24 protein-coding genes are annotated in these 24847 nt (G+C 67.2%); 8 read left to right on the plus strand and 16 right to left on the minus strand.

Translation table 11 applies throughout. The annotated features are described in order from the left end of the window. Positions 1-63 precede the first annotated feature (63 nt). A complete protein-coding gene (clpA, locus tag KPL74_10480; GenBank protein QWT22401.1) occupies positions 64-2331 on the minus strand; it encodes an ATP-dependent Clp protease ATP-binding subunit ClpA in 2268 nt (755 codons plus the stop codon). Between the two features lie 78 nt (positions 2332-2409). After that, positions 2410-2742, minus strand: a complete 333-nt coding sequence (gene clpS / locus KPL74_10485; GenBank protein ID QWT22402.1) for an ATP-dependent Clp protease adapter ClpS — start codon at positions 2740-2742, stop codon at positions 2410-2412. Between the two features lie 123 nt (positions 2743-2865). On the opposite strand from clpS, the gene KPL74_10490 reads away from it, so the two are divergent. The 3 genes from KPL74_10490 to hflD are packed head-to-tail and all read left to right on the plus strand — an operon-like array spanning position 2866 to position 5121. Further along, the gene (locus tag KPL74_10490) at positions 2866-3348 is read left to right on the plus strand and encodes an NUDIX hydrolase (protein ID QWT22403.1); all 483 of its coding nucleotides are present in this window, start codon (positions 2866-2868) and stop codon (positions 3346-3348) included. Next, positions 3345-4439, plus strand: coding sequence for a tRNA 2-thiouridine(34) synthase MnmA (gene mnmA / locus KPL74_10495; GenBank protein ID QWT22404.1), 1095 nt, complete (start codon positions 3345-3347; stop codon positions 4437-4439). Before KPL74_10490 ends, mnmA begins: the two co-directional genes overlap by 4 nt. 55 nt (positions 4440-4494) lie before the next feature. Continuing rightward, positions 4495-5121, plus strand: a complete 627-nt coding sequence (hflD, locus tag KPL74_10500) for a high frequency lysogenization protein HflD (protein ID QWT22405.1) — start codon at positions 4495-4497, stop codon at positions 5119-5121. Positions 5122-5160: 39 nt separating this feature from the next. Here hflD and KPL74_10505 read toward each other — a convergent pair whose 3' ends face one another. Then, complete coding sequence (locus KPL74_10505) at positions 5161-6099, minus strand: LysR family transcriptional regulator (protein ID QWT22406.1); 939 nt, start codon at positions 6097-6099, stop codon at positions 5161-5163. A 226-nt stretch (positions 6100-6325) separates the two neighbouring features. Here KPL74_10505 and acnA point away from each other — a divergent pair, with 226 nt between their 5' ends. Then, positions 6326-9070 carry an aconitate hydratase AcnA gene (acnA, locus tag KPL74_10510; GenBank protein QWT22407.1) on the plus strand — a complete coding sequence of 915 codons (2745 nt, stop codon included), beginning with the start codon at positions 6326-6328 and terminating at the stop codon, positions 9068-9070. Positions 9071-9133: 63 nt separating this feature from the next. Here acnA and KPL74_10515 read toward each other — a convergent pair whose 3' ends face one another. Both KPL74_10515 and KPL74_10520 read right to left on the minus strand, forming a co-directional pair. Beyond that, positions 9134-9619: a DUF1311 domain-containing protein gene (locus KPL74_10515; GenBank protein ID QWT22408.1), complete on the minus strand. Its 486-nt coding sequence runs from the start codon at positions 9617-9619 to the stop codon at positions 9134-9136. An 84-nt stretch (positions 9620-9703) separates the two neighbouring features. Then, entirely contained in the window at positions 9704-10141 is a 438-nt protein-coding gene (locus KPL74_10520; GenBank protein ID QWT22409.1) for a hypothetical protein, read from the minus strand. A gap of 125 nt (positions 10142-10266) precedes the next feature. Between KPL74_10520 and KPL74_10525 the strand changes: the two genes are divergently transcribed. Continuing rightward, entirely contained in the window at positions 10267-11964 is a 1698-nt protein-coding gene (locus tag KPL74_10525) for an AMP-binding protein (protein QWT22410.1), read from the plus strand. Positions 11965-12141: 177 nt separating this feature from the next. Here the strand turns inward: KPL74_10525 and KPL74_10530 are convergent, their stop codons facing one another. Continuing rightward, complete coding sequence (locus KPL74_10530; protein QWT22411.1) at positions 12142-12546, minus strand: PilZ domain-containing protein; 405 nt, start codon at positions 12544-12546, stop codon at positions 12142-12144. Between the two features lie 80 nt (positions 12547-12626). After that, positions 12627-13814 carry a DNA polymerase IV gene (dinB, locus tag KPL74_10535; protein QWT22412.1) on the minus strand — a complete coding sequence of 396 codons (1188 nt, stop codon included), beginning with the start codon at positions 13812-13814 and terminating at the stop codon, positions 12627-12629. 316 nt (positions 13815-14130) lie between these two features. On the opposite strand from dinB, the gene KPL74_10540 reads away from it, so the two are divergent. The 3 genes from KPL74_10540 (at position 14131) to KPL74_10550 (ending at position 17467) form a co-directional block, all read left to right on the plus strand. After that, positions 14131-15021: a segregation/condensation protein A gene (locus KPL74_10540; protein QWT22413.1), complete on the plus strand. Its 891-nt coding sequence runs from the start codon at positions 14131-14133 to the stop codon at positions 15019-15021. A 131-nt stretch (positions 15022-15152) separates the two neighbouring features. Continuing rightward, positions 15153-15869: an SMC-Scp complex subunit ScpB gene (scpB, locus tag KPL74_10545; GenBank protein QWT22414.1), complete on the plus strand. Its 717-nt coding sequence runs from the start codon at positions 15153-15155 to the stop codon at positions 15867-15869. After that, a complete protein-coding gene (locus tag KPL74_10550) occupies positions 15866-17467 on the plus strand; it encodes an rRNA pseudouridine synthase (GenBank protein QWT22415.1) in 1602 nt (533 codons plus the stop codon). The genes scpB and KPL74_10550 overlap by 4 nt, the downstream gene beginning before the upstream one ends. An 18-nt stretch (positions 17468-17485) precedes the next feature. On the opposite strand, the gene KPL74_10555 is transcribed toward KPL74_10550, so the two are convergent. From KPL74_10555 to KPL74_10595, 9 genes are read right to left on the minus strand one after another with little or no spacing between them, the layout of a single operon-like run. Continuing rightward, positions 17486-18079, minus strand: coding sequence for a bifunctional phosphoribosyl-AMP cyclohydrolase/phosphoribosyl-ATP diphosphatase HisIE (locus tag KPL74_10555; GenBank protein QWT22416.1), 594 nt, complete (start codon positions 18077-18079; stop codon positions 17486-17488). After that, the gene (gene hisF / locus KPL74_10560; GenBank protein QWT22417.1) at positions 18076-18846 is read right to left on the minus strand and encodes an imidazole glycerol phosphate synthase subunit HisF; all 771 of its coding nucleotides are present in this window, start codon (positions 18844-18846) and stop codon (positions 18076-18078) included. The genes KPL74_10555 and hisF overlap by 4 nt, the downstream gene beginning before the upstream one ends. Beyond that, complete coding sequence (locus tag KPL74_10565; protein ID QWT22418.1) at positions 18840-19592, minus strand: 1-(5-phosphoribosyl)-5-[(5-phosphoribosylamino)methylideneamino] imidazole-4-carboxamide isomerase; 753 nt, start codon at positions 19590-19592, stop codon at positions 18840-18842. Before KPL74_10565 ends, hisF begins: the two co-directional genes overlap by 7 nt. Further along, positions 19589-20179: an imidazole glycerol phosphate synthase subunit HisH gene (hisH, locus tag KPL74_10570; GenBank protein QWT22419.1), complete on the minus strand. Its 591-nt coding sequence runs from the start codon at positions 20177-20179 to the stop codon at positions 19589-19591. The genes KPL74_10565 and hisH overlap by 4 nt, the downstream gene beginning before the upstream one ends. Beyond that, positions 20179-21243 (minus strand): bifunctional histidinol-phosphatase/imidazoleglycerol-phosphate dehydratase HisB, encoded by a 1065-nt coding sequence (gene hisB, locus KPL74_10575; protein ID QWT22420.1) that lies wholly within the window; start codon positions 21241-21243, stop codon positions 20179-20181. Before hisB ends, hisH begins: the two co-directional genes overlap by 1 nt. Then, the gene (gene hisC / locus KPL74_10580; protein QWT22421.1) at positions 21240-22304 is read right to left on the minus strand and encodes a histidinol-phosphate transaminase; all 1065 of its coding nucleotides are present in this window, start codon (positions 22302-22304) and stop codon (positions 21240-21242) included. The genes hisB and hisC overlap by 4 nt, the downstream gene beginning before the upstream one ends. Further along, the gene (hisD, locus tag KPL74_10585) at positions 22301-23608 is read right to left on the minus strand and encodes a histidinol dehydrogenase (protein ID QWT22422.1); all 1308 of its coding nucleotides are present in this window, start codon (positions 23606-23608) and stop codon (positions 22301-22303) included. Before hisD ends, hisC begins: the two co-directional genes overlap by 4 nt. Then, positions 23605-24498, minus strand: a complete 894-nt coding sequence (locus KPL74_10590; protein QWT22423.1) for an ATP phosphoribosyltransferase — start codon at positions 24496-24498, stop codon at positions 23605-23607. The genes hisD and KPL74_10590 overlap by 4 nt, the downstream gene beginning before the upstream one ends. Continuing rightward, positions 24495-24728 (minus strand): trp operon repressor, encoded by a 234-nt coding sequence (locus tag KPL74_10595; GenBank protein QWT22424.1) that lies wholly within the window; start codon positions 24726-24728, stop codon positions 24495-24497. Before KPL74_10595 ends, KPL74_10590 begins: the two co-directional genes overlap by 4 nt. Positions 24729-24847 lie beyond the last annotated feature (119 nt).

Consider the following 24847-nt stretch of genomic DNA (forward strand, 5'->3'; position numbering starts at 1 on the left):
GATCGGCGTTGCCGCGTCACGCGTGATGGGCTTTTCGCGCGCAGGCGCGCTCCTACATGGTGCTTAGGCTTCTGCCGTGGCGGGCTCGGCCGACTCGGTTTCCACGTGGAGCTCGTCGCCGTCGACCGAAAGCGTGACCTTGCCGCCTTCGGCCAGCTTGCCGAAGAGCAGTTCGTCGGCGAGCGCACGCTTGACCTTGTCCTGGATGACGCGGGCCATCGGACGTGCACCCATCTGCGGGTCGAAGCCGTGCTCGGCCAGCCAGCGGCGTGCGTCCGGGGTCACGTCCACGCTGACCTTCTTCTCGGCCAGCTGGGCTTCCAGCTCGATCAGGAACTTGTCGACCACGCGCAGGATGTGTTCGAAGTCCAGCGCGTTGAACTGGATCACGGCGTCGAGGCGGTTGCGGAACTCCGGCGTGAACATCCGGCGGATCGTCTCCATCGCGTCCGGCGAATGGTTCTGCTTGACGAAGCCGATACCGCGACGCGAGGCCAGCTGGGCGCCAGCGTTCGTCGTCATGACCACGATGACGTTCTTGAAGTTCGCCTCGCGACCATTGGTATCGGTCAGCACGCCGCGGTCCATCACCTGCAGCAGGATGTTGTACACATCCGGGTGCGCCTTCTCGATTTCGTCCAGCAGCAGCACGCAGTGCGGATGCTTGGTGATCTGCTCGGTGAGCAGGCCGCCCTGGTCGAAGCCGACGTAACCCGGGGGCGCACCGACCAGGCGCGAGACCGAATGCGCTTCCATGTACTCGGACATGTCGAAGCGGACCATCTCGATGCCCAGCTGCATGGCGAGCTGGCGGGTCACTTCCGTCTTGCCGACGCCCGTGGGGCCGGCCAGCAGGAAGCTGCCGATCGGCTTGGACGGATCGCCCAGGCCGGAACGGGCCATCTTGATCGACGAGGACAGGGCCTCGATCGCCGCATCCTGGCCGAACACCACCATCTTGAGGTTGCGCTCGAGGTTACGCAGCACGTCGCGGTCGGAGGCGGACACCTGCTTGGCAGGGATGCGCGCCATCTTGGCCACGATGTACTCGATCTCGGCCACGTCGACCTTGCCGGTACGCTCGTCTTCGGGCAGCAGGCGCTGGCGGGCACCGGCCTCATCGATCACGTCGATGGCCTTGTCCGGCAACAGGCGGTCGGGGATGTGCTTGACCGACAGGTCCACCGCCGCACGCAGGGCCTCACCGGTGTATTCCACCGAGTGGTGCTCTTCGAAGCGGGTCTTGAGGCCCTTCAGGATCTCGATGGAGTCGGCCACGGTGGGCTCGACCACGTCGATCTTCTGGAAGCGGCGAGCCAGGGCGCGGTCCTTCTCGAAGATGCCGCGGAATTCCTGGAACGTGGTGGAACCGATGCAGCGCAGCTCACCCGAGGCCAGCATGGGCTTGATCAGGTTGGAGGCGTCCATGGTGCCGCCCGACGCCGAACCCGCACCGATGATGGTGTGGATCTCGTCGATGAACAGGATGGCGTTGGGCTGCTTCTTCAGCTGGCCGATGACCGCCTTCAGGCGCTTTTCGAAGTCGCCGCGGTACTTGGTGCCGGCCACCAGGGCGCCCAGGTCCAGCGACCAGATCGTGCAATCTTCCAGCACTTCCGGCACCTGGCCTTCGACGATCCGCTTGGCCAGGCCCTCGGCCAGAGCGGTCTTGCCCACGCCGGCCTCACCGACGTAGAGCGGGTTGTTCTTGCGCCGGCGGCAGAGCACCTGGATGGTGCGCTCCACTTCGTCCTGGCGACCGATCAGGGGGTCGATCTTGCCCTGGATGGCCAGTTCGTTGAGGTTCGAGGCGTATTCGCTGAGCGGGTTGCCCTTGCCCTCCCCACCGTCTTCACCGTCGCGCTCGCTATTGGAGGGCGCCGCGGCCGACTCGTCGCTGATCTTCGCGATGCCATGCGAGATGTAGTTGACGACGTCGAGGCGGGTGATCTCCTGCTGATGGAGGAAATAGACCGCGTGGGAGTCCTTTTCGCCGAAGATCGCGACAAGGACGTTGGCCCCGGTGACTTCCTTCCGGCCCGAGGACTGGACGTGGTACACGGCGCGCTGGAGCACGCGCTGGAAGCCCAGGGTGGGCTGGGTGTCCCGCTCGTCGCCGGCCGGCAGCACCGGCACGGTTTCGGCGATGATCCGCTGGAGATCGGCCGCGAGGCGCGGCAGATCGACGCCGCAGGCACGCAGGGCGGCCAGGGCGGAGGTGTTTTCCGTGAGCGCGAGCAACAGGTGCTCCACGGTCATGAATTCGTGGCGCTGTTCCCGGGCCTGCTTGTAGCAGTGCCCAATGGTGACTTCGAGATCCTTGCTGAACATACGGACCGTCTCCGATAGCTGTGGGCGGCGAGGTCAAGCCCCTTGTGAGTGCCGCATGAACTCCAGATGGGGGATCGGCTACATCTTTTCCATAGTGCACAACAGCGGGTGCTGATGAGACCGTGAGTACTCGTTGACCTGGGTCACCTTCGTTTCTGCCACCTCGCGGGTGAACACGCCGCACACGCCCTTCCCCCGTGTGTGGACATGGAGCATCACCTGGACCGCCCTCTCCTGGTCCATGCCGAAGAAACTGCGCAATACCTCAACCACGAAATCCATCGGCGTGAAGTCGTCGTTCAGCAGGACCACCTGGAACAGCGGCGGCCGCGCCGTTTCGGGACGGGACGTTTCGACTGCCAACCCGTGCCCGCGGTCGCTTTCCTGATCGTGTTCGTGTTCCTGGGACATTAATTAAGAACCTTCGGTACGCGATTCGATTATATACACCTGATTTCGCCCCCTTTCGGGGTCGATTTCCACAGGTGATGGCACAATATGTCTTTTTCCAGAGCCATCTCTTCCTTTCGTCAGATGACCCAGACCGACGTCCCGGCCGAAAACGTGTGGTGCCCCCGTGTCACGGTGGCGTGCGTCGTCGCGCACGGCGATCGCTACCTGATGGTGGAAGAGGAGGTATTTGGCGAGGTGGCCTACAACCAGCCCGCCGGCCACCTCGATCCCGGCGAGACCCTGCAGGCCGCCGCCGTCCGCGAGGTGCTGGAAGAAACCGGGCATACGGTGGTGCTCGACGCCTTCCTCGGCGTCTGGCAGTGGATGAGCCACGAGCACGGCGAACAGGTGCTGCGCTTCGGCTTCAGCGGCCATTCGGTCGCCCACGATGCCTCGCGGCCCCTCGACACCGGCATCCGCAAGGCGATCTGGCTGCGGCGCGACGAGATCGAAGCGCTGGGCGAGCGCCTGCGCAGCCCGCTGATCCTCGACACCATCGACGCCTGGCTCGATGGCCGCCGCCTGCCCCTCGACACCGTCGCCAGCCTCCTGGTCCCGGCATGAAGGTCATCCTGGGCGTCTCCGGCGGCGTCGACTCCTCCGTCGCCGCCATCCTCCTGCAGCAAGCCGGCCACGAGGTGGAAGGCATGTTCATGCAGAACTGGGAAGAGGACGACCGGTCCGGCCCGTGCACCACGGACGATGACCGCCGCGATGCCGTCGCCGTCTGCGGCCGGCTGGACATCCCCTTCCACGCCCGCAATTTCGCCGGCGAGTACTGGGACGGCGTGTTCGAGCATTTCCTGGCCGAATACGCGGCCGGCCGCACGCCCAACCCCGACGTGCTGTGCAACCGCGAGATCAAGTTCAAGACCTTCCTGGACCATGCCCAGGCCCTCGGCGCGGAGAAGATCGCGACGGGCCACTACGCACGGGTGGATTTCCATGAAGGCCGCTACCGCCTGCTGCGCGCGGTGGACACGGCGAAGGACCAGACCTACTTCCTGCACGCCCTCGGCCAGAAGCAGCTGTCGGCCACCCTGTTCCCGGTGGGCGAGATCGAAAAGCCGCTGGTCCGCGAGATGGCCCGCGAGGCCGGCTTGCCCACGGCCGCCAAGAAGGATTCCACCGGGATCTGCTTCATCGGCGAGCGCGACTTCCGCGCCTTCCTCGCGCAATACCTCCCGGCGAAGCCCGGCCCGATGGTCGACCCCGAGGGCCGCGTCGTCGGCGAGCACCAGGGCGTGATGTATTACACCCTGGGCCAGCGCAACGGGCTCGGCATCGGCGGACGCGCGGACGCGCCGAACGAACCCTGGTATGTCGTCGGCAAGGACGTCGCTACCAACACCCTCGTGGTCGCCCAGGGTGGCGAGAACCGCTGGCTGCAGTCGACCCGGCTCACCGCGACGGACGCCACCTGGGTCGCGGGCGAACCGCCCGGCCTGTCGCTGCGCTGCACCGCGAAGACCCGCTACCGCCAGGCCGACCAGGCCTGCACGGTCGAGGTTCGCGCCGACACGCTGCACGTCACCTTCGATGAGCCCCAGCGTGCGGTCACGCCGGGGCAGTCGGTGGTGCTTTATGACGGTGATGTATGCCTCGGTGGTGCCGTGATCGCGGCGACCGATGCGATTTATGGTGGGCTCGCGTGATGGCTGGGGTTTGGCTCGGTCGCGCGCGGGCGCGCTCCTACACAGAGTTTTTTCGATGAATGAAGAGCGCGTCCTGGCCCTGGCCGGGGTCTTCCAGGGTGCCGCCCTGGCCCACCAGCTTGCCAGCGAAGGCCGCTGCGACGAGGCCGCCTACGAGGCGAGCCTTGCCAGCGTATTCCGGATCGACGCCGATACGGTCGCGGGTGTGTACGGTGGCGTGGCCGGCGTGCGCCGCGGCCTGCGCACGCTGGTCGGCCAATTCGAGGAGCAGACCCGCGAAGTCGCGGTGATGCGCATGGGCGTGACCGTGCTGCGGCTGGAGCGCGCGCTATCCCGCCAGCGCCCGCTGGTCACCCGCCTGCACGACGGCATCGTTTCCGCGCAGCGCCAGGTGGAACACTTCGGCCTCGCCCACCCCAACGTGGCGGCCCGGCTGGCCGAGCTCTACGCGAGCACGCTGTCGACCCTGAAGCCACGCGTGATGGTGACCGGCAACCCGCCGCACCTGCAGCAGAAGGCCAACGTGGACCGGGTCCGCGCCTCGCTGCTGGCTTCGGTGCGCTCGGCGGTGCTCTGGCACCAGCTCGGTGGCCGCCAGTGGCAGATGCTGTTTCAGGGCAAGCAGTGCGCGATGCTTGCACGCGGGTTGCTGACTGGGTCGACGCTGGATAACGGGTTTTAGGCGGGGTCGTGGCACATCCCGTCGCGCGCAGGCGCGCTCCTACACTGTGAGGGGGACGGCGGCGTCGAGGCCGGGGATGGTCTCGGCCAGGCCGCGGAGTAGCTCGGCGAAGCCGACCAGGTCGTCGCGCCAGGGCGAGGCACTGCGCCAGTAGAGGGCGATGTGCCGCCCGGGCCGTGCGCCCTCGACGGCGGCCAGCACCACGTTCGGGATCGAACGAAGCCGCTCGTGGGCCAGGATCGGCACCAGCGTATAGCCCCCGCGCAGGGCCACCAGCGTGGCCAGGCTTTCGATGCTGAGGTCCTGGATGCGTTCCGGCCTTGCCGCGCCAGGCATGCCCAGGTCGGACACGCCGTTGCCGTGGCTTTCCGCCATCAGCGTCGCGTCCGCGGCGTCCAGCTCGGTGAGGGCCACGGCCGGCTGCCCCGCCAGCGGATGGCCCTTGTGCAGCATCAGTTCGTAGGGCTCGAAGAACAGCGCGGTCGAATCCAGCCCCGTCACCGTGGCGCTCGGCGGCGCCAGCACGGCATCCAGCTCGCCCTCGCCCAGCCGGCGCAGCAGCCCGCGCGGCTTGCCCTCGGAAATGGTCAGGCGAGCGCCGGGGAACCGCTGCGGAAAGGGTTCGATCACGTGCGGTAGCAGGTAGGGGCCCAGCGTCGAGGGCACGCCGACCCTGAGCTCGCCGCCAAACGCGATGTCGCCGGCACGCGCCGCGTGCTCCAGGTGCTCGGCGGCGGCCAGCACGCCCTCGATATAGCCAAGCAGGCGTTGCCCGGCCGAGGTCGGCACGACGCGGCGGCCGCCGCGCTCGAACAGCGGCATGCCCAGCGCCTGTTCCACCTTCTGCACCTGGTGCGAGAGGCCCGAAGGGCTGATGTACATGGCGCGCGCGGCGCTGTTGAAGCTGCCCTCGCGGGCCACGGCCTGGACCAGCGCGAGGTCGCGCAGGGACACCGACGACAGGGCCATCGAAATCATCGAACGCTGCGTGCCATCAAATACGTTTGCGCCCATCCGCCCCCGCCCTCATCCTTTTGCCGCCGAAATCCGCGCGGCCTGCGCCACGAGGGGTCATTCTAACGGACCCATGGTCTCAAGGCGGTCGCATACCAGCGGCAGACTGCGCGATAATCGACGCTTTGGCGCCCCCCTCCCTGGGCCGCCAGGCCTCCCCAGCTAAAGAAAGCCACGCCAGGAGTACAGCATGAAAGACTCGTTCTCGGTCCGCGACTCAATCGAAGTCGACGGCAAGCGCCACACCATCGCCAGCCTGGCCAAGTTCGGCGAAAAGTTCGACCTCAAGCGCCTGCCCTACTCGATGAAGATCCTGCTGGAGAACCTGCTCCGCCAGGAAGACGGCGTGAACGTCACCTCGAAGGAAATCGAGGCCGTGGCCAAGTGGGATTCCAAGGCCGAGCCGGACATCGAGATCTCCTTCATGCCCGCCCGCGTGGTCCTGCAGGACTTCACCGGCGTGCCCTGCGTGGTCGACCTGGCCGCCATGCGCGACGCCGTGGCCAAGCTGGGCGGTGACCCGAACAAGATCAACCCGCTGGCGCCCGCCGAACTGGTCATCGACCACTCGGTGCAGGTCGACGCGTTCGGTTCGGAAAGCGCCCTCGAGCAGAACGTCGAGATCGAGTTCGAGCGTAACCAGGAGCGTTACTCGTTCCTGCGCTGGGGCCAGAAGGCCTTCAACAACTTCAAGGTCGTGCCGCCGCGCACCGGCATCGTCCACCAGGTGAACCTGGAGAACCTCGCCCGCGTCGTCTTCACCAACGAAGTGGACGGCGAGTCGTTCGCCTACCCGGATACCGTGTTCGGTACCGACTCGCACACCACGATGATCAACGGCATCGGCGTGCTGGGCTGGGGCGTGGGCGGTATCGAAGCCGAAGCCGCCATGCTCGGCCAGCCGTCGTCGATGCTGATCCCGCAGGTCGTCGGCTTCCGCCTGAAGGGCAAGCTGCCGGAAGGCGTCACCGCCACCGACCTCGTGCTCACCGTGACCCAGATGCTGCGCAAGCTCGGCGTCGTCGGCAAGTTCGTCGAGTTCTTCGGCCCGGGCCTGCAGAACCTGCCGCTGGCCGACCGCGCCACCATCGCCAACATGGCCCCGGAATACGGCGCCACCTGCGGCATCTTCCCGATCGACCAGGAAGCGCTGAACTACATGCGCCTGTCCGGCCGCGACGAGAGCCAGATCAAGCTGGTGGAAACGTACGCCAAGGCACAGAACCTGTGGCACGACGCCAACACGCCGGAAGCCGAGTTCACCACCGTGCTCGACCTGGACATGGCCGACGTCAGGCCGTCGCTGGCTGGCCCGAAGCGCCCGCAGGACCGCGTCCTGCTCGAAGGCGTGCAGCAGAGCTTCCTCGACGTGGTCGGCCCGCTCACGGCCAACCGCAAGACGAAGAATGGCGACACCTCGCGCTTCAGCAATGAAGGCGGCGGCACCGCCATCGGCAACGAAGCCAACGGCATCAATGAAGAAGGCGTGCTCGTCCACAAGGATGGCGCCAACTTCCGCATCAACGACGGTTCGGTGGTCATCGCCGCGATCACCTCGTGCACCAACACCTCCAACCCGGCCGTGATGCTTGCCGCCGGCCTGGTGGCGAAGAAGGCCGCCGCGCGTGGCCTGACCTCCAAGCCGTGGGTGAAGCCCTCGCTCGGCCCGGGCTCGCTCGTGGTCACCGAATACCTGAAGAAGACCGGCCTGCTCGCCGAGCTGGAGAAGGTGAACTTCTACGTGGTCGGCTACGGCTGCACCACCTGCATCGGTAACTCCGGCCCGCTGCCGGCCGAAATCAGCAAGGGCATCGCCGAGGGCGACCTGGCCGTGGCGTCGGTGCTCTCGGGCAACCGTAACTTCGAAGGCCGCGTGCACCCGGAAGTGAAGATGAACTACCTGGCCTCGCCGCCGCTGGTGGTCGCCTACGCCCTGGCCGGTACGCTCAACATCGACCTGACCAAGGACGCGATCGGCACGGGCAGCGATGGCCAGCCGGTGTTCCTCAAGGACATCTGGCCGAGCAACCAGGAAATCTCCGACCTCATCGCCGGCGCGATCAGCCCGCAGATGTTCAAGGACAGCTACGCCGACGTGTTCAAGGGCGACAGCCGCTGGAACCAGATCGCCTCGCCGGATGGCCAGACCTACGCGTGGGACGATTCGACCTACATCAAGAACCCGCCCTACTTCGACGGCATGTCCGCCGAAGCCGGCACCATCGAAGACATCCACGGTGCGCGCGCCATGGGCATCTTCGGTGACTCGATCACCACCGACCACATCTCGCCGGCCGGCTCGATCAAGAAGGACAGCCCGGCGGGCCGCTTCCTGATCTCCAAGGGCGTGGAGCCGAAGGACTTCAACTCCTACGGTTCGCGTCGCGGCAACGACGACGTGATGGTGCGCGGCACGTTCGCCAACATCCGCATCAAGAACCTGATGCTGGACGGCGTCGAGGGTGGCTACACCAAGTACATCCCGACCGGCGAAGAAATGGCGATCTACGACGCCGCCATGAAGTACAAGGCCGACGGCACGCCGCTGGTGGTCCTGGCCGGCAAGGAATACGGCACCGGTTCGTCGCGTGACTGGGCGGCCAAGGGCACCCTGCTGCTCGGCGTCAAGGCCGTGATCACCGAGAGCTTCGAGCGCATCCACCGCTCCAACCTGGTCGGCATGGGCGTGCTGCCCTGCCAGTTCCAGGAGGGCGAGAACGCGCAGACGCTCGGCCTGAAGGGTGACGAGACCTTCGACATCACCGGCCTCAACGGCGGCGAGTCGAAGACCGCGACGGTCAAGGCCACGCGCCCGGACGGCTCGGTCAAGGAGTTCACCGTGAAGGTGCTGCTGCTGACCCCGAAGGAACGCGAGTTCTTCCGCCACGGCGGCATCCTGCAGTACGTGCTTCGCCAGCTGGCCAAGGCGGCTTAAAAAAAAGGCCCGGGAAACCGGGCCTTTTTTCATGCGGCATTCAATGCATATCTTCCACGCGTCCTATTTCCGGCCCTGCATTTCCAGGAACGTGGCCCTCCTGGCCGTTTCCTGGACTTCGCAGTCGGCAGACGCCACCTGATCCGCCGTGCCGCCATCGGCGGGAAGCGCACACCGCTTTTTCTTCGAGTCGAGCCAGCGACGCTCATCGTCACGAAGAGCCAGCCTTCGATCCGCGGACATCAAGGACATAGCCAGTTTGTACTGGCGGTTCAACCGCTTATCCTGGAACTGAAACTCGTCGTGGGCGCATTTGAGCAGTGCCGCGGTGGTCGCACCCCCGCCGCCCATGCAATCGACGTAGGACTGCCTCAGGTGCACTGCTTCGCTGGATTGCTGGATGTCGTCGGATTGCGCGTCCTGGGCTCGCGCCGACAACGCTGCTGAGAACAGACCTAACCCCACGAGCAACGCCAAAACGGATCGCTGCGGACGCCCGTCTGCTGGAGCATGTCGCACAGCGTTCAAAGCCATTCCTGCCTGCTGCATTGCCTATCCTTAGCCGGTGGGTGCGGGGACGTCAGATTAAGGTAATGGGGAGACTGCGGCGCAAGATGGGTCGCCGCTGTTTAGTCAAAGGGCACGCTTCCATGTCGCCGTGAAACAAACCCACTTCCCGCCGTCTTTGCGCCACCCCGTCTCCACCCGATACGCCCCGGCATCGTCCGGTAGCACGCCCGAGCTCGCGGCCAGGGTGGCAGTGAACGTCGCCACCTGGCGCTCGCCGCGTTTCTCGACCGATACCGGCCCAAGCAGGACGTGGACCTTCTGCCCGCGCAAGGCAAACAGGCGGACCAGGTTGGCCAGCGCTCGCTTATCCATTTGCCCCCCGTTGCCATCGAAGTCGTCCGAGAGGGCCGCTACGGTGTCACTGGCGCTGCCAGTCTCGGTCGCCGCGGCCGCGGCGGCGATCGCCGCGCGGACCTGCTCGTCGTCCGGCGTGTGGTGGCAGGCCGCCACCCCGGCGAGGGCGATCAGGAGTAAGGTGCGGTAGATCGTTGATAGCTGCATGATTTGCCCTGTTTCGCCTCGTTGCGCTGCGGCTTGCCGCTATACGCACGCGTATGCTCCAATTCTTCCGATCGTACGACGGCTGTGCCGTGCGAGTGTCACACTTCCAGGAGCCTGTCCCGTACATGAGCAACGAGCGCCCGTGGCTTGACCACTATCCGGCCGGCGTCCCCGCCGACATCGACGTCAACGCGTACCGCTCCGTTGCGGCGGTCTTCGAAGAATCGTTTCAGAAATTTCGTGACCGTCCTGCCTTCTCGAATTTCGGGAAGGTCCTGACCTACGGCGAGATCGACCAGCTCTCGGCGGCCTTTGCCGGCTTCCTGTCCGGCGAACTCGGCCTGAAGAAGGGTGACCGGCTGGCGATCATGCTGCCGAACCTCCTGCAGTACCCAGTGGCCCTGTTCGGCGCGCTGCGCCTCGGGCTCACCGTGGTCAACACCAATCCGTTGTACACGGCCCGCGAGCTGCACCACCAGCTGGAAGATTCTGGCGCGAAGGCGCTGCTGGTGCTCGACAATTTCGCCCACACCGCGCAGGAAGCCCTTGCCGGCACCCGCGTGAACCACGTGATCACCACCGCCGTCGGCGACCTGGTCGGCTTTCCCAAGGGCAGCATCATCAACTTCGTGGTCAAGCATGTCCGCAAGGAAGTGCCGGCCTACAAGCTGCCGAAGGAAACCCGCTTCAACGACGCGATCTCCCGTGGCAAGGCCCACCCGCTGCCCACGGTCGAGGTCACCCACGACGACATCGCCTTCCTGCAGTACACGGGCGGCACCACCGGCGTGGCCAAGGGCGCGATGCTCACCCATCGCAACATGATCGCGAACATGCTCCAGGCCGACGCCTGGATCAGCGGCTCGGCGGTCGCGGGCGAAGAGATCATCGTCACCGCGTTGCCGCTGTACCACATCTTCTCGTTGACGGCGAACGGCCTGGTCTTCACCCGCATGGGCGCGAAGAACCTGCTGATCACCAACCCGCGCGACATGAAGGGCTTCGTCAAGGAACTCTCCAAGGAGAAGTTCACGGCGATCACCGGCGTCAACACGCTGTTCAACGGCCTGCTGAACACGCCGGGCTTCGCCGAGCTGGACTTCTCGCGCCTGCACCTGTCGCTCGGTGGCGGCATGGCCGTGCAGCGCAGCGTGGCCGACCGCTGGAAGAAGACCACCGGCGTGACCCTCGCCGAGGCCTACGGCCTCACCGAGACCTCGCCGGCCGCGTGCATCAATCCGCTCGACCTGAAGGAATACAACGGCTCGATCGGCCTGCCGATCCCGTCGACCTACGTGCAGATCTGGTCCGACGACGGCACGGTGCTGGCCACCGGCGAAGTCGGCGAGCTCTGCATCAAGGGCCCGCAGGTGATGAAGGGCTACTGGAACCGCCCCGACGAAACGGCCAAGGTGCTCGACGGCAACGGCTGGCTGCGCACGGGCGACATCGCGAAGATGGACGCCAGCGGCTACGTGTACATCGTCGATCGCAAGAAGGACATGATCCTGGTCTCGGGCTTCAACGTGTACCCGAACGAGATCGAAGACATCGTCATGAGCCACCCGGGCGTTGCCGAAGTGGCGGCCGTGGGCGTCGAGGACGAGCACTCGGGCGAGGTGGTGAAGATCTTCGTGGTGCGCAAGGATCCGGCGCTCACCGAGGAGGACCTCAAGGCGTTCTGCCGCGAGAAGCTCACCGGCTACAAGCGGCCCAAGCACATCGAGTTCCGCGACGCGCTGCCCAAGTCCAACGTCGGCAAGATCCTGCGTCGCGAGCTGCGCGATGAGGACCGCGCGAAGCGCAAGGCTGCGCAGGTCTGAAGAACATCGCGCGCAGGCGCGCTCCTACAACGTTGCATAGGTACATGTAGGAGCGCGCCTGCGCGCGACCCAAATATACAGCGGCGCAGCCGCAACGACGTAACGCGCCTGCGCGCGAATCAAAGACACGGCGGCGCAGCCGCAACATCGAAACGCGCCTAAGCGCGATCGGCCCGCCTACTCGTCCGACCAAGCCTCAAGCGTATCCGCATACCCGCCCAGCAGCTCCCACAGCGGAGCCTGCTTGTCTTCCGGGATCAGCGAATACTCCATGCCGATCTGGCGGGCGGAGGCGCGCACGACGCGCGCTTCCACGTTGATGTGCAGGTCGTGCCCGAACACCATGTCGAGGATCCAGGTCTGCCCGGCTTCGCCGCGCCAGCCCGAGGGGCGGCGCAACAGCGCGCCGGTGGCGGAGATATCCACCAGGTCGGTCGGGTGTGCTTCCCCGCCGCGGCTCATCAGCACCGCGGTCTGCACCTTCATCCTTGCGTGGCGATAACGCACGTTGGGGCCTTCCTTGTCAGCCATCAGCTGTTCTACCCATCCCGGTTCCCGGCGATTGACGATCACGGTCGGCATGACCGCACTCCACGAAACTTACCTTCCGTGTCACAAACGGACACATTAGCGCAGTCCCGGCTCGGGCGGCAGCACCGCCATCACTCTCGTCCGCGCGTCTTCAGCACGCCAGCCCGCACCAGTGAACCTGCGCCGAAGCGCTCGTTGATGCGGTCCTGCACGCCATCGGAGCGTTTTTCCGCGACTGGCGCAGCGAACATGTCCTGTTGTTCGTCGCCGTGCCGCGCGTCGAAGCCCGACAGCGTGACACCAAGCAAACGCAGCCGTGGCCGCGGATGCTGGTGCCACCAGACGTTTAGCAAGCGTCGTGCCACGACATAGATATCCGGCGTGGCGTTACCCGGGGTCGGCAACTGCGCCTGGCGGCTGTGGGTGACGAAGGGCGGCTCGCGCAACTTCACCGATACCGTACGCGCCTGTATGTCGCGTCCGCGCGCACGTGCACCGACACGCTCGCACTGGCGCAGCAACCAGGCCTCGGCGATGGCGAGGTCGTCCACGTCCTGCTCGAAGGTCCACTCCGAACCGATCGAGACTTCGGGCGCATCGGTGACCACCGCGCGCTCGTCCTCGCCAAGGCAGAGCCGCCGCAGCTGGGCGGCGTGGCGCTCGCCCACGGCCCGGTTCAGCCGCCACGCGTCCGCGCGCAGCAGGTCGCCGATGGTGCGGATGCCCACATTGTGCAATGCCTCCTCGGCGACCTTGCCCACCGTCCACATCCGGCCGATCGGCAGCGGGTCGAGATACCCGCGGACCTCGTCGGGGCGGATCAGCAGGAAGCCGTCCGGCTTGGACAGCTCACTGCCCAGCTTGGCCAGCAACTTGTTGTGCGCCATGCCCACCGAGGCGTTCAGGCCAGTGCGCTCGCGGATGCTGTCCTTCACCTTGCCGCCGATGGCCTCAATGGATGAGAACAACCTCAGGCTACCGGTGACGTCGAGGAAGGCCTCGTCCAGCGACAAGCCCTCGATCATCGGGGTGACTTCGGCGAAGACCCCGAACACCACCGCCGAGATGGCCGCATAGCGGTCGTGCCGGGGGTAGATGTACACGGCCTGGGGGCAGCGGCGACGCGCCTCGGCGGTCGGCATGGCCGAACGAACCCCGTACTTACGGGCTTCGTAGTTCGCCGTGGAGACCACCCCGCGGCGGCCCAGGCCCGCCACCACCACCGGTTTGCCGACCAGCGAGGGGTCGTCCAGCTCCTCCACGGACGCGTAAAAAGCGTCCATGTCGACGTGGATGATGGCTCGCGCGTCCTGGGGCATATGCGTATTCTGCCGGAATGCCCGGCGCGGCACAGGCGGCCGCTGGACTTGCACCGGCGCACGCTATACCCTGTGCGTCAATCGGGTGAATATTTCGGGCGAACAGCCCTCCCGGCCTGCAGTCAGGGCCGGCGATGGCGTGCTTCCCGACCCAGCTCACAGACGATGACCCTCCTGGGGTGTCCAGCGGCCATGCCTTCCGCCCGTCAGCGACGATGCGCGGCATGCCCGGCGAGGTGGCGGTGGAGCCGCCGGACAGCATCGATGGTTGCTTGCGTTCCCGGCCGCTTGAATGCGGCCCTTCTGACGTGTGCCGATGACTAACGAGACAACCGACGTCCAGGTGGTCGAGACAACCGAAACCGCGCGGAACGCTTTTGCCGGCGTGCCGCAGCAGCAGGAGATGCCCCTGGCGGTGGTCCGCGGGCAGCCCGTGCTGCAGATGCCGCAGGACCTCTACATCCCGCCGGATGCGCTCGAAGTCATCCTGGAATCGTTTGAGGGTCCGCTCGACCTGTTGCTGTACCTGATCCGCAGGCAAAACCTCGACATCCTCGACATCCCTGTCGCCGAGATCACCCGGCAGTACATGGATTACATCGAGATGATGCGCGAAGTGATGCGCCTGGAGCTGGCGGCCGAGTACCTGCTGATGGCCGCGATCCTCGCGGAGATCAAGTCCAGGCTGCTGCTGCCCCGTCCGCCGGCCGAGGAAGGCCTGGAAGACGATCCCCGGGCGGAACTGGTGCGCCGCCTGCAGGAGTACGAACGTTTCAAGAAAGCGGCGCTCGATATCGAAGAGCTGCCGCGACTGGAACGCGACACCACCGTGGTCCACGCCTTCGTCGGCGAGCACAACGTGGTACGCGTCCCGCCCCCGCTCGACCTCAAGGAAATGCTGCTCGCGCTCAAGGATGTGCTCAAGCGCGCCGACCTGTTCACGCACCATGCGATCCAGCGTGAACCGCTCAGCGTCCGCCAGCGCATGGGCGACCTGCTGAACACCCTGGGGATCGGCGGTTTCCACCGGTTTGAAACGCTGTTCGACGTCAACGAGGGTCGGCTCGGCGTCGTGGTGACCTTCCTGGCCATGCTCGAGCTGGCCAAGGAAATGCTCGTGGAGATCGTCCAGGAAGAAAGCCTGGGCCCGATCTACCTGAAAACGAAGGTACAGACGGAGGCCGCGCGCGAAGAAGCGCTCGCCTGACGGCCCACACGAGGCCACGAACCGGGAGTGGGCCTGCCTAGCCGCGGCCACCCCTGAGCAGCAAACCGAACGCGCCGTGCCTGGCACGGCCCATCCGAAGGCCTATGCAACCCGAGCAACTCAAACCCATCGTGGAAGCGGCGCTGCTGGCGTCGACCCAGCCGATGACGATCGTGCAACTCAAGGCGATCTTCGGCGAGGAAGAGGAAGTCGGCACGGACGAACTGGCCGCGGCGCTACAGGCGCTCACGGTGGATTGCGAAGGACGCGGCGTCGAACTGGTGGAGGTCGCCTCCGGCTGGCGCTATCAGGTACGCCGCGACGTCCACGGGTGGGTCTCGCGGATGTGGGCGGAAAAGCCCAGCCGCTACTCCCGCGCCCTGCTCGAAACGCTGGCACTGATCGCCTACCGCCAGCCGATCACCCGCCCGGAGATCGAACAGATCCGCGGCGTGGTGGTCTCCTCGAACATCATCAAGACGCTCGAGGAGCGCGAATGGATCCGCGTCGTGGGATACCGCGACGTCCCGGGACGGCCGGCCCTGTTTGGGACCACCCGCACCTTCCTGGACTATTTCAACCTCAAATCGCTGGATGCCCTTCCCCCGCTTTCCGAAATCCGCGATCTGGACGAACTGAACCCGCAGCTGCGCCTTGAAGGCGATGCGGACAGCATGCCGGCCCGCGCCGCCCTTCCCGACGTGGAAGAAGGCGACGAGCCCGCGAACGAACTGCCCGCCGACGAAACCGTCGCCGAGGCCCCCCACACTGCCGACGAGGCAGGGAACCCCGAAGGCGCCGACGAAAACGACGGCGCCGAGAAAGATACCGAGGAGTCACGCGCATGAATGCGCCACAACGTTCCGTACTCAGCCTCAAGCGCGGCGATAGCGGCCGCACCGAAGACAACACGCAGCTTGAAGAGCGCCTGCACAAGGTCCTGGCCAATGCCGGACTGGGCTCGCGCCGCATGCTCGAACAGCGTATCCAGGCAGGCGAAGTGGAAGTCAACGGCGCCGCCGCCACCATCGGCGCCAGCGTCCACGCCGGCGACCGCGTCGTCCTCGACGGCAAGCAGTTCGTGGTGTCCACCGACAGCCGCGACGACGCCGAAGTGCTGATCTACCACAAGCCGGAAGGCGTGGTGACCACGCGCGACGACACCGAAGGCCGTCCCACCGTGTTCGAACAGCTGCCGCGCCTGAAGGGTGCGCGCTGGGTCGCCGTGGGCCGCCTGGACATCAACACCACCGGCCTGCTGCTGCTCACCACCGATGGCGAGCTTGCCAACGCGCTGATGCATCCCAAGAGCGGCCTGGAGCGTGAATACCTCTGCCGCGTGCACGGCGAAGTGCCCGACGAAATGATCGAGCGCCTCAAGGCCGGCGTGGAGCTGGAAGACGGCCCCGCCCGCTTCGACGAAATCGCGGTGATCAGCCGCGGCGGCAGCCATAGCTGGTTCCGCGTCACCATCCGCGAAGGCCGCAACCGCGAAGTACGTCGCCTGTGGGATTCCCAGGGCTTCCTCGTCAGCCGCCTGAAGCGTATCCGCTATGGCACCGTGGAACTGCCGCGCGCACTGCGTCGTGGCGACAGCGAGTCGCTCGACGAAACCGCGATCAAGGCCCTGCGCGAGCGCGCTGGCCTGGGTGCACCGGCCCCGGTGCTGACCCTCAGCGCCGTCGTGCACCAGCGTCGCGCCCCGCGCCACGTCACCGAGTATCGTCCGGACAAGGGCACCAGCGCCGGTGGCTGGAGCTCGGCGCGCCATGACGAAGCCCGCGAGCTCACCGCGTTCGATCGCCTGCGTGACGACGGCCCGGCCCGCGGCCGTGGTGGTCGCGGTGGTGCAGGCGGTGGCCGTGGCGCTCCCGGTGGCCAGGGTGGCCGTCGCGAAGTGAACGGCAACGTCGACCGTCCGGACCGCGCGTCCAAGGTGCGCAAGCCGTCGTCGCGCCGCGTCGCGCCCGGCCAGGAACTGCCGGCCATGCGCACGTGGTTCGCTGGCGACAGCCGCACCGGTGGTGGTAACGCCAACGGCAACGTCGCAGGCAACGTCGGCAATCGCGTCGGCGGTGGCGGCGGTGCCGGTGGCAACCGTGGTCCGCGTGGCGGCCAGGGCGGCCAGGGTGGCCAGGGCGGTGGTGGCTACGGCAACCGCGCGCCGGGCCAGGGTGGCGGTGGCAATCGCGCAGCGGGCCAGGGTGGCGGCGGTAACCGCGCCTCCGGCCAGGGCGGTGGCTACGGCAACCGTGCACCGGGCCAGGGTGCCCCGGGCGGTCGCCCGGGTGGCAACCGCAGTGCAGGCGCGGGCGGCAAGCGTGGCCCGGGTGGTCCCGGTGGCGCTGGCGGTCGCGGCGGCCAGGGCGGCCCCGGCGGCGGCAATCGCGGTCCGCGCGGTGGTAACCGTGGCGGCGGCGGTGGCAACCGCGGCGGCAACCACTGAGTTGAAGTCGCTTTAGGGTTAGCGGTGGCGCGAAGCCAGCTTCGTCGCCACCTGCGCAAACCCGATCCCGCGCGCACGCAACACCACCATCAGGTGAAAGACCAGGTCGGCGGCTTCGCCGACCAGCGCGTCGTCGTCTTCGGCGACGGCAGCGAGGGCGGTTTCCACGCCCTCCTCGCCCACCTTCTGCGCCATCCGCCGGATGCCGCCTTCGAACAACGACGTCGTGTAGCTGCCCTCAGGGCGTTCGGCATGACGCGATGCGACCAGCGCATCCAGTTCCGCAAGAAAGCCCAGCGATGGCGCGACGTCGTCGCCGAAGCAACTGGACGTCCCCGTGTGACAGGTCGGCCCTGCCGGCAGCGCGCGCACCAGCAAGGTGTCCGCGTCGCAGTCGAGCCGGATGTCGACCAGTGCCAGCGTATCGCCCGAGGTCTCGCCCTTCGTCCACAGCCGTTGCTTGCTGCGGCTGAAGAAGGTCACCAGCGCGGTGTCCTGGGTCTTTGCGAGCGCGGCCGCATCCATGTAGCCAAGCATCAGCACTTCACCCGTGCGTGCGTGCTGGACGATGGCGGGCACCAGGCCATCGCCCTTGCCGAAGTCGGGAGTCATACGCGTACCTCGATGCCTTGCGCGCGCAGTTCGCGCTTCAGGGCCGGAATGGCGATATCGCCGGAATGGAAAACACTGGCGGCGAGTGCCGCGTCGGCATCGGCATCGCGGAACACCTCATAGAAGTGCGCCGGGATGCCCGCGCCACCCGAGGCCACCAACGGCACGCGGCAGACCGCGCGCGCCGCCGCCATCTGCCCGAGGTCGTAGCCACGGCGCACGCCGTCGGTGCCCATGCAGTTCAACACGATCTCGCCCGCGCCGAGCGCCTGCACTTCTTCGATCCAGTCGAGCGTGCGTTTGCGCAGCGCCTGCGTCCGCGAGGGATCGCCGGTGTACTGACGCACGCGCCATTCGCCGTCGTCGTCGCGCAGGCTATCCACGCCGACCACCACGCACTGCACGCCGAACGCATCGGCGATCTCGCCGACCAGGGCCGGGCGTTCGAGTGCCGGTGAATTGATCGAGACCTTGTCGGCGCCGGCATGCAAGACCTCGCGCGCATCGTCGACGGAACGGATGCCGCCGGCCACGCAGAACGGAATATCGATCTCGCGCGCCACGCGCTCAACCCAATCGCGGTCGACGCGGCGGCCTTCGGGGCTCGCGGTAATGTCGTAGAACACCAGCTCGTCCGCGCCTTCATCGCGATAACGCAGGGCCAGCTCGACGATCTCGCCGACCACGACGTGGTCGCGGAAGCGCACACCCTTCACCACCTGGCCGTCGCGTACATCGAGGCAGGGAATGATCCGCCGGCTCAGCATGATGCGTCCGCCTTCGCCGTCACCGCCACGGCGTCGGCCATGCTGTACTCGCCCTGCAAAAGCGAACGGCCGAGGATCACCCCCGCCACGCCCTGCAAGGCCAGCCCGGCGATGTCGGCGAGCGAACGCACGCCACCGGATGCCTGCACGGCGAAGGTCGGGGCCACGCTCGCGATGTGTCGATACAGCGCCGTGTTCGGCCCGGTCATCGTGCCGTCGCGGTCGATATCGGTGCACAGCAAATGGCGCGCGCCGGCATCGGCATAGAACGGCAGCAGCTCGTCCAGCGTGCGCCCTTCGTCCGCTGTCCAGCCGGCACTCGGCAGTTGCCACTGGCCGTCGCGGAAGCGTGCATCCAGCGCCAGCACGATGCGTTCCGCACCATGGCGCCCGATCCACGCGGCGACCGCGTCCGGATCGCGGATCGCGATACTGCCGACCACGACACGCTCGACACCCGCGTCGAGCAACCGGCGTACGCCGTCTTCGTCGCGGATGCCGCCACCGGCCTGGACGCGCAACGATGCGCCCGCGGCGATCGCCTGCACGGTCGGCAGGTTTTCAAAGCGACCGGAACGCGCGCCGTCGAGGTCGACCACGTGCAGCCACGTGGCACCGTCGCCTGCGTATACCGCGGCGAGTTCCACGGGATCGTAGGCAAACGTGGTCTGCTGTTCGTAGTCGCCCTTGAACAGCCGGACGACCTTGCCGTCGCGCAGGTCGATAGCGGGGATCGGTAGCGTCATAGCAGGAGGAAGTTCCGAAGTAGCTGGGCGCCCACGCTGGCCGATCGCTCGGGGTGGAATTGCATGCCCATGAAGTTGCCGGCCGTGACCACGGCGGAGAACGGCACGCCGTGCTCGCTGGAAACCAGCGTGTAGTCACCGACCGGTACGGCGTAGCTGTGCACGAAGTACGCGGTGTCGCCTTCGCGCAAGCCGGCGGTGAGGCAATGCGCGCCGGTGGCGTGCAGCGTGTTCCAGCCCATGTGCGGTACGCGCAGGCCAGGGGTATCCGGCAGGTGGCGCACGCTGGCAGGGACCACGCCGAGGCATTCGGTGTCGCCCTCTTCCGAGCGCTCGCACAGCAACTGCATACCGAGGCACACGCCGAGCACCGGCTGCGTGAGGCCGCGCAACACCTCGACCAGGCCGGCTTCGCGCAGGCGGCGCATGCCCGGGCCGGCGGCGCCGACGCCGGGCAGGATCACGTGGCTGGCCGCACGGATCCGCACCGGGTCTGCCGTGAGTTCGGCATCGGTGCCCAGCCGTTGCAGGGCGTAGCGGACGGAGCCGATGTTGGTGCCGCCGGCATCGACGAGGACGACGCGCATCAGAGGCTACCCTTGGTGCTGGGCAACTCGGCCCCTTCGCGGCGGACCGCCTGGCGCAGCGTGCGCGCGACCACCTTGAAGCATCCTTCGACCATGTGGTGCGCGTTTTCCCCGTGCACGGTCAGGTGCAGGTTCGCGCCCAGCGTCTCGCACAACGAACGGAAGAAGTGCGGCACGAGTTCGGTCGGCACGTCGCCCACGCGCTCGCGCGGAAACTCCCCGTCGAAGACGAAATACGGCCGGCCGGAGAGATCGAGCTCCGCACGGGCCGCACTCTCGTCCATCGGCAACGCGAAGCCGTAACGGCCGATGCCGCGTTTGTCGCCGAGTGCCTGGCGCAGGGCCTGGCCAAGCGCGAGGGCGCAATCTTCGATGGTGTGGTGTTCGTCGATGTGGGTGTCGCCATCGCAGCGCAGGCTCAGCGCGAAACCGCCGTGCTTGCCGATCTGCTCGAGCATGTGGTCGAAGAAACCCAGGCCGGTGTGCACCGCGGGCTCGGCGACGCGATCCAGGTCGACCCGCACGGTGATGGCGGTCTCCTTCGTCTTGCGAACCACCTCGGCAATGCGCGGGGCGTCGAGCACCTCGTGCGCCACCGTCGCCCAGTCGATGCCCTCGGGGCCGACGCGGAAGCCACGCACGCCGATGTTCGCGGCGAACACGATGTCGGTTTCGCGGTCGCCGACCATCGCCGACTGCGTGCGGCTCCAGCTATCGTCTGCCAGCCAGTGCCGGGCCAGGCCGGTGCGCGGCTTGCGGGTGTCGGCCTCTTCATGCGGAAAGCTGCGGTCGATCAACTGCTCGCGGAAGCGGATGCCCTGCGACGCGAGGATCTGTAGCAACAGGTTGTGCGGACCGTTGAAGGCGGCCTCGGGGAAGGACGACGTACCCAGCCCATCCTGGTTGCTGACCAGCACCAGCTCGTATCCCGCGCCGACGAAACGCTGCAGGGCGGCGATCACGCCCGGCACCAGGGCAAGCTTTTCGAAGCTATCGACCTGCTGGTCGGCCGGTTCCTCGATGATGCACCCGTCACGGTCGACGAAAAGGATCTTGCGACTCATGCCGTTGCCCCGCTGCGCAGCACCGCAAGCACGCGGTCGTTTTCGTTCCCGGTGCCGATGGTGATGCGCAGCGCGTCACCTAGTCCGGGATATTTCGTGATGTCGCGAACGACGACGCCAGCGGCGAGCAGGCGCTTGTACGCCGCCCCCGCGTCGTCGAAACGCACGGCGAGGAAGTTCGCATGCGACGGCAACACCTCACGCACGCCCGGCAACTGCGCCAGCGCGCCTGACATCCGCGCACGTTCGTTCAACAGCTCGTGCACGTGGTGGCGTTGTACCCGGCGACCTTCGTACGCCAGCGCCGCCAGCGCCGCGTCCACGCAGGGCGACGGCAGCGGATAAGGCGGGATGATCCGGCGCAGCAGGCCAATGACTTCGGGCCGCGCGACCAGGCTGCCCACGCGTGCACCGGCGAGCGACCATGCCTTCGACAGGGTGCGCAGCACGCCCACATTGTCGTATTGGTCGATCAGCCGCGTGGCGCTTGGCGTGCCAGCGAACTCGGCATAGGCCTCGTCGACGATCAGCAGCGCCCTGTCCTGCAAGGCCGCGGCGAGCGATTCCAGCGTGTCGAGGGTGACGAGGTTGCCGGTCGGGTTGTTCGGCGAACACACGTACACGAGCCTGGTTTCAGGGGTCACCGCGGCGAGCAGCTTGTCGGCGTCGAGCGAACCGTCGGCCTCCAGCGGGGCCTCGATCACCGCCGCACCCTGGATCCGCGCGCAGACGGCGTACATGCCAAAGGTCGGCGGCGAGACCAGCACGGCATCCTGGCCGGCGCGGCAGAACGCGCGCGTCAGCAGGTCGATGGCTTCGTCGCTTCCGCGGGTCACCAGCACGCGATCCGGTGCGGTGTCGTAAAGCTCGGCCAGCCCCTCGACCAGCGCCGTCGGTTGCGGATCGGGGTAGCGATTCAGGCCATCGCCGCCGGGGATGCTGGGTGGCCGGGCCGACTCGTTGGCGTTCAACAGCACGGTGCCACCGGAGGCTTCCATGCGTGCGCTGGAATACGGGGTGATCGCACGGATGTCCGGGCGCGCAAGGTCGAGGACGCTCATGCCGGCGCTCCCATGGCGTCGAGCCGCAGGGTGACCGCCAGCCGGTGCGCGTCGAGTTGTTCGGCGGCAGCCAGCGTCGCGGCGCAGGGACCGATCGCGCGCAGGCCCTCCGCCGTCGCTTCCTGCACGGTCACCTGCTTCTGGAAGCTGGCGACCGACACGCCGCTGTAGCTGCGCGCATAGCCGTAGGTCGGCAGCACGTGGTTGCTACCGCTGCAGTAGTCGCCGAGCGATTCGGGCGTCCACTCGCCGAGGAAGACCGAGCCGGCCGATTCGACGCCGTCGAGCAGCTCGCGCGGCGCAGCGGTCTGGATGATCAGGTGCTCCGGTGCGTAACGGTTGCTGACGTCGAGCGCCTCGTCGAGGTCGCCGACCTTCACGAGACGGCTTTCGGCAAGCGCTCGCGCAGCCACCGCGGCGCGCGGCAATTCGCGGCGCTGGCGTTCCACTTCGATCTCGACCGCGTCCAGCAGCGCGGCGGACGGACTGACCAGCAACACCTGGGAGTCGGGGCCGTGCTCGGCCTGCGAGAGCAGGTCGGCGGCGATGAAACGGGGATTGGCATCGGCGTCGGCGATCACCAGCACTTCGGAAGGGCCCGCCGGCATGTCGATCGCGGCGCCTTCCGGATCGCCGCTGACCTGCAGCTTGGCTTCGGTCACCCAGGCATTGCCGGGGCCGAACAGCTTGTCGCAGGGAGGCACGGTGTCGGTGCCGTAGGCCATCGCCGCGATCGCCTGCGCACCGCCGAGCTTGAACACCGCCTGCACGCCAGTCGCCTTCGCCGCGAACAGCACGGCATCGTCGCATCGTCCGTTGGCCTGGATCGGCGTGGACAACACCACCTCGCGGCAGCCGGCGATCGCGGCGGGCACGCCGAGCATGATCGCCGTCGATGGCAGTGGCGCGCCGCCGGCAGGCACGTACAGGCCGACCCGGCGGATCGGGCGGAGCACGCGTTCGACGCGCACGCCAGGGGCCGTCTCGACACTGACCTCGGTGGGCGCCGCGGCGCGGTGGAAGCGTTCGATGCGACCCGCCGCTTCGAGGACCGCCGCCTTCAGTTCCGGCGAAAGGCGCGCTTCCGCTTCGGCGAATTCGCGCTCGCTGACCTGCAGGGTGTCGAGCGTCGCGCCGTCGTAACGTGCGGTGAGCTCGCGCAGGGCGGTGTCGCCACGCGTGCGCACGTCGGCGATGATCGCCTCGACGCCGCTGCGCAGCGAGGCTTCGCGCGACTGCGCGGGCCGTGCCAGCGCGATCGTTCGCCCCGCTTCGTCGAGGCTGTTCCAGTCGATCCGCTTCATGCCAGCATCTTCTCCACCGGCAGCACCAGCATGTCGCGGGCACCCGCACGTTTCATGTCTTCCAGCTGGCGCCAGCTCACGCTGCCGGCGCAGAGGGCCTGCAGGACCACCTGGTCGGGCTCGCCGTCCACCGCCGTGAGCGTGGGCACGGGCAAGCCGGGCAGGAGCCGGGTGATCGCCTGCAGCGCGTCGCGCGGCGCCTGCATCAGGATCAGCCGCGAGTCGCGGACCTGGATCACGCCGTCGAGGCGGCGCAGCAGCAATTCGGCGATCTCACCGCGCTCGTCGCGCGGCAGTTCGCGGTGCCCGGCGAGCACGGCTTCGCTCTCGACCACGATGGCGGCTTCGCGCAACTGATTCGCCACCAGGGTGGCGCCACTGGAGACGAGGTCGCAGATGGCGTCGGCGGTGCCGAGGCGCGGGGCGATCTCCACGGAGCCTGCGAGGTAGACGACTTTCGCGTCGACCCCGTGCACCCTCAGCCACTCGCCGAGCAGGCCGGGATACGAGGTGGCGATGCTCTGCCCTTCCAGCTGCGACGGGCCTTCGTAGGCGTCTTCCTGCGGCACGGCGATGGACAGGCGGCAGCTGCCAAAGCCAAGCGAACGCAGCTCGCTGAGGTCGGCGCCGGGCGTCGGGTTGGAGAGCTGGAATTCGCGCAGGACGTTGCGGCCGACGATGCCGAGATCGCACACCCCGTCGGCGATCAGGCCGGGGATGTCGTCGTCGCGGACCAGCAGCAGGTCCACCGGCTCGCCCTCGCCGAAGCAGAACAGCTTGTCGCGGCTCTGGCGGAACTTGAGGCCACAGCGCGCCAGCAATTCCTGGGCGGGCTCGGTGAGCCGGCCGGACTTCTGCATGGCGATGCGCAGGCGGTCGCGTGATTTCATGCCGTGGTACCTCGGTTACGACGGGCCGCCGCGGCCATGTAGCCGCCTGCTCCCTGGTTCAGGTAACGGGCGACGCGCCCGATGGTGGTGATGCTGACCGCGGTGCGCTCGTGGATCTCACGATAGGAGCGGCCCTCGAGCAGGTACGGGACCACCCGCCAGCGGTCCACCATCACCTCGATTTCGGCCGGAGTGCAGAGGTCGTGCAGGAACGCACGCATCTCATCCACCGTTGAGAGGCTAGACAGGGCCTCGCATAGACTGGTCTCAGCCGAATCGGAGGGGGTGTCGGGATCGAGGGAGCGACGCTTCATAATGTACTAACGCGTTAATACGATAGTTCATTGTA

The organism is Bacillus sp. NP157, assembly GCA_018889975.1.
Taxonomy (GTDB): domain Bacteria; phylum Pseudomonadota; class Gammaproteobacteria; order Xanthomonadales; family Rhodanobacteraceae; genus Luteibacter.

Coding starts and splice junctions, on each gene's coding strand:
- clpA (QWT22401.1), bottom strand. CDS start 2,331: ATGTTCAGCAAGGATCTCGAAGTCACCATTGGGCACTGCTACAAGCAG.
- clpS (QWT22402.1), bottom strand. CDS start 2,742: ATGTCCCAGGAACACGAACACGATCAGGAAAGCGACCGCGGGCACGGG.
- KPL74_10490 (QWT22403.1), top strand. CDS start 2,866: ATGACCCAGACCGACGTCCCGGCCGAAAACGTGTGGTGCCCCCGTGTC.
- mnmA (QWT22404.1), top strand. CDS start 3,345: ATGAAGGTCATCCTGGGCGTCTCCGGCGGCGTCGACTCCTCCGTCGCC.
- hflD (QWT22405.1), top strand. CDS start 4,495: ATGAATGAAGAGCGCGTCCTGGCCCTGGCCGGGGTCTTCCAGGGTGCC.
- KPL74_10505 (QWT22406.1), bottom strand. CDS start 6,099: ATGATTTCGATGGCCCTGTCGTCGGTGTCCCTGCGCGACCTCGCGCTG.
- acnA (QWT22407.1), top strand. CDS start 6,326: ATGAAAGACTCGTTCTCGGTCCGCGACTCAATCGAAGTCGACGGCAAG.
- KPL74_10515 (QWT22408.1), bottom strand. CDS start 9,619: ATGCAGCAGGCAGGAATGGCTTTGAACGCTGTGCGACATGCTCCAGCA.
- KPL74_10520 (QWT22409.1), bottom strand. CDS start 10,141: ATGCAGCTATCAACGATCTACCGCACCTTACTCCTGATCGCCCTCGCC.
- KPL74_10525 (QWT22410.1), top strand. CDS start 10,267: ATGAGCAACGAGCGCCCGTGGCTTGACCACTATCCGGCCGGCGTCCCC.
- KPL74_10530 (QWT22411.1), bottom strand. CDS start 12,546: ATGCCGACCGTGATCGTCAATCGCCGGGAACCGGGATGGGTAGAACAG.
- dinB (QWT22412.1), bottom strand. CDS start 13,814: ATGCCCCAGGACGCGCGAGCCATCATCCACGTCGACATGGACGCTTTT.
- KPL74_10540 (QWT22413.1), top strand. CDS start 14,131: ATGACTAACGAGACAACCGACGTCCAGGTGGTCGAGACAACCGAAACC.
- KPL74_10550 (QWT22415.1), top strand. CDS start 15,866: ATGAATGCGCCACAACGTTCCGTACTCAGCCTCAAGCGCGGCGATAGC.
- KPL74_10555 (QWT22416.1), bottom strand. CDS start 18,079: ATGACTCCCGACTTCGGCAAGGGCGATGGCCTGGTGCCCGCCATCGTC.
- hisF (QWT22417.1), bottom strand. CDS start 18,846: ATGCTGAGCCGGCGGATCATTCCCTGCCTCGATGTACGCGACGGCCAG.
- KPL74_10565 (QWT22418.1), bottom strand. CDS start 19,592: ATGACGCTACCGATCCCCGCTATCGACCTGCGCGACGGCAAGGTCGTC.
- hisH (QWT22419.1), bottom strand. CDS start 20,179: ATGCGCGTCGTCCTCGTCGATGCCGGCGGCACCAACATCGGCTCCGTC.
- hisB (QWT22420.1), bottom strand. CDS start 21,243: ATGAGTCGCAAGATCCTTTTCGTCGACCGTGACGGGTGCATCATCGAG.
- hisC (QWT22421.1), bottom strand. CDS start 22,304: ATGAGCGTCCTCGACCTTGCGCGCCCGGACATCCGTGCGATCACCCCG.
- hisD (QWT22422.1), bottom strand. CDS start 23,608: ATGAAGCGGATCGACTGGAACAGCCTCGACGAAGCGGGGCGAACGATC.
- KPL74_10590 (QWT22423.1), bottom strand. CDS start 24,498: ATGAAATCACGCGACCGCCTGCGCATCGCCATGCAGAAGTCCGGCCGG.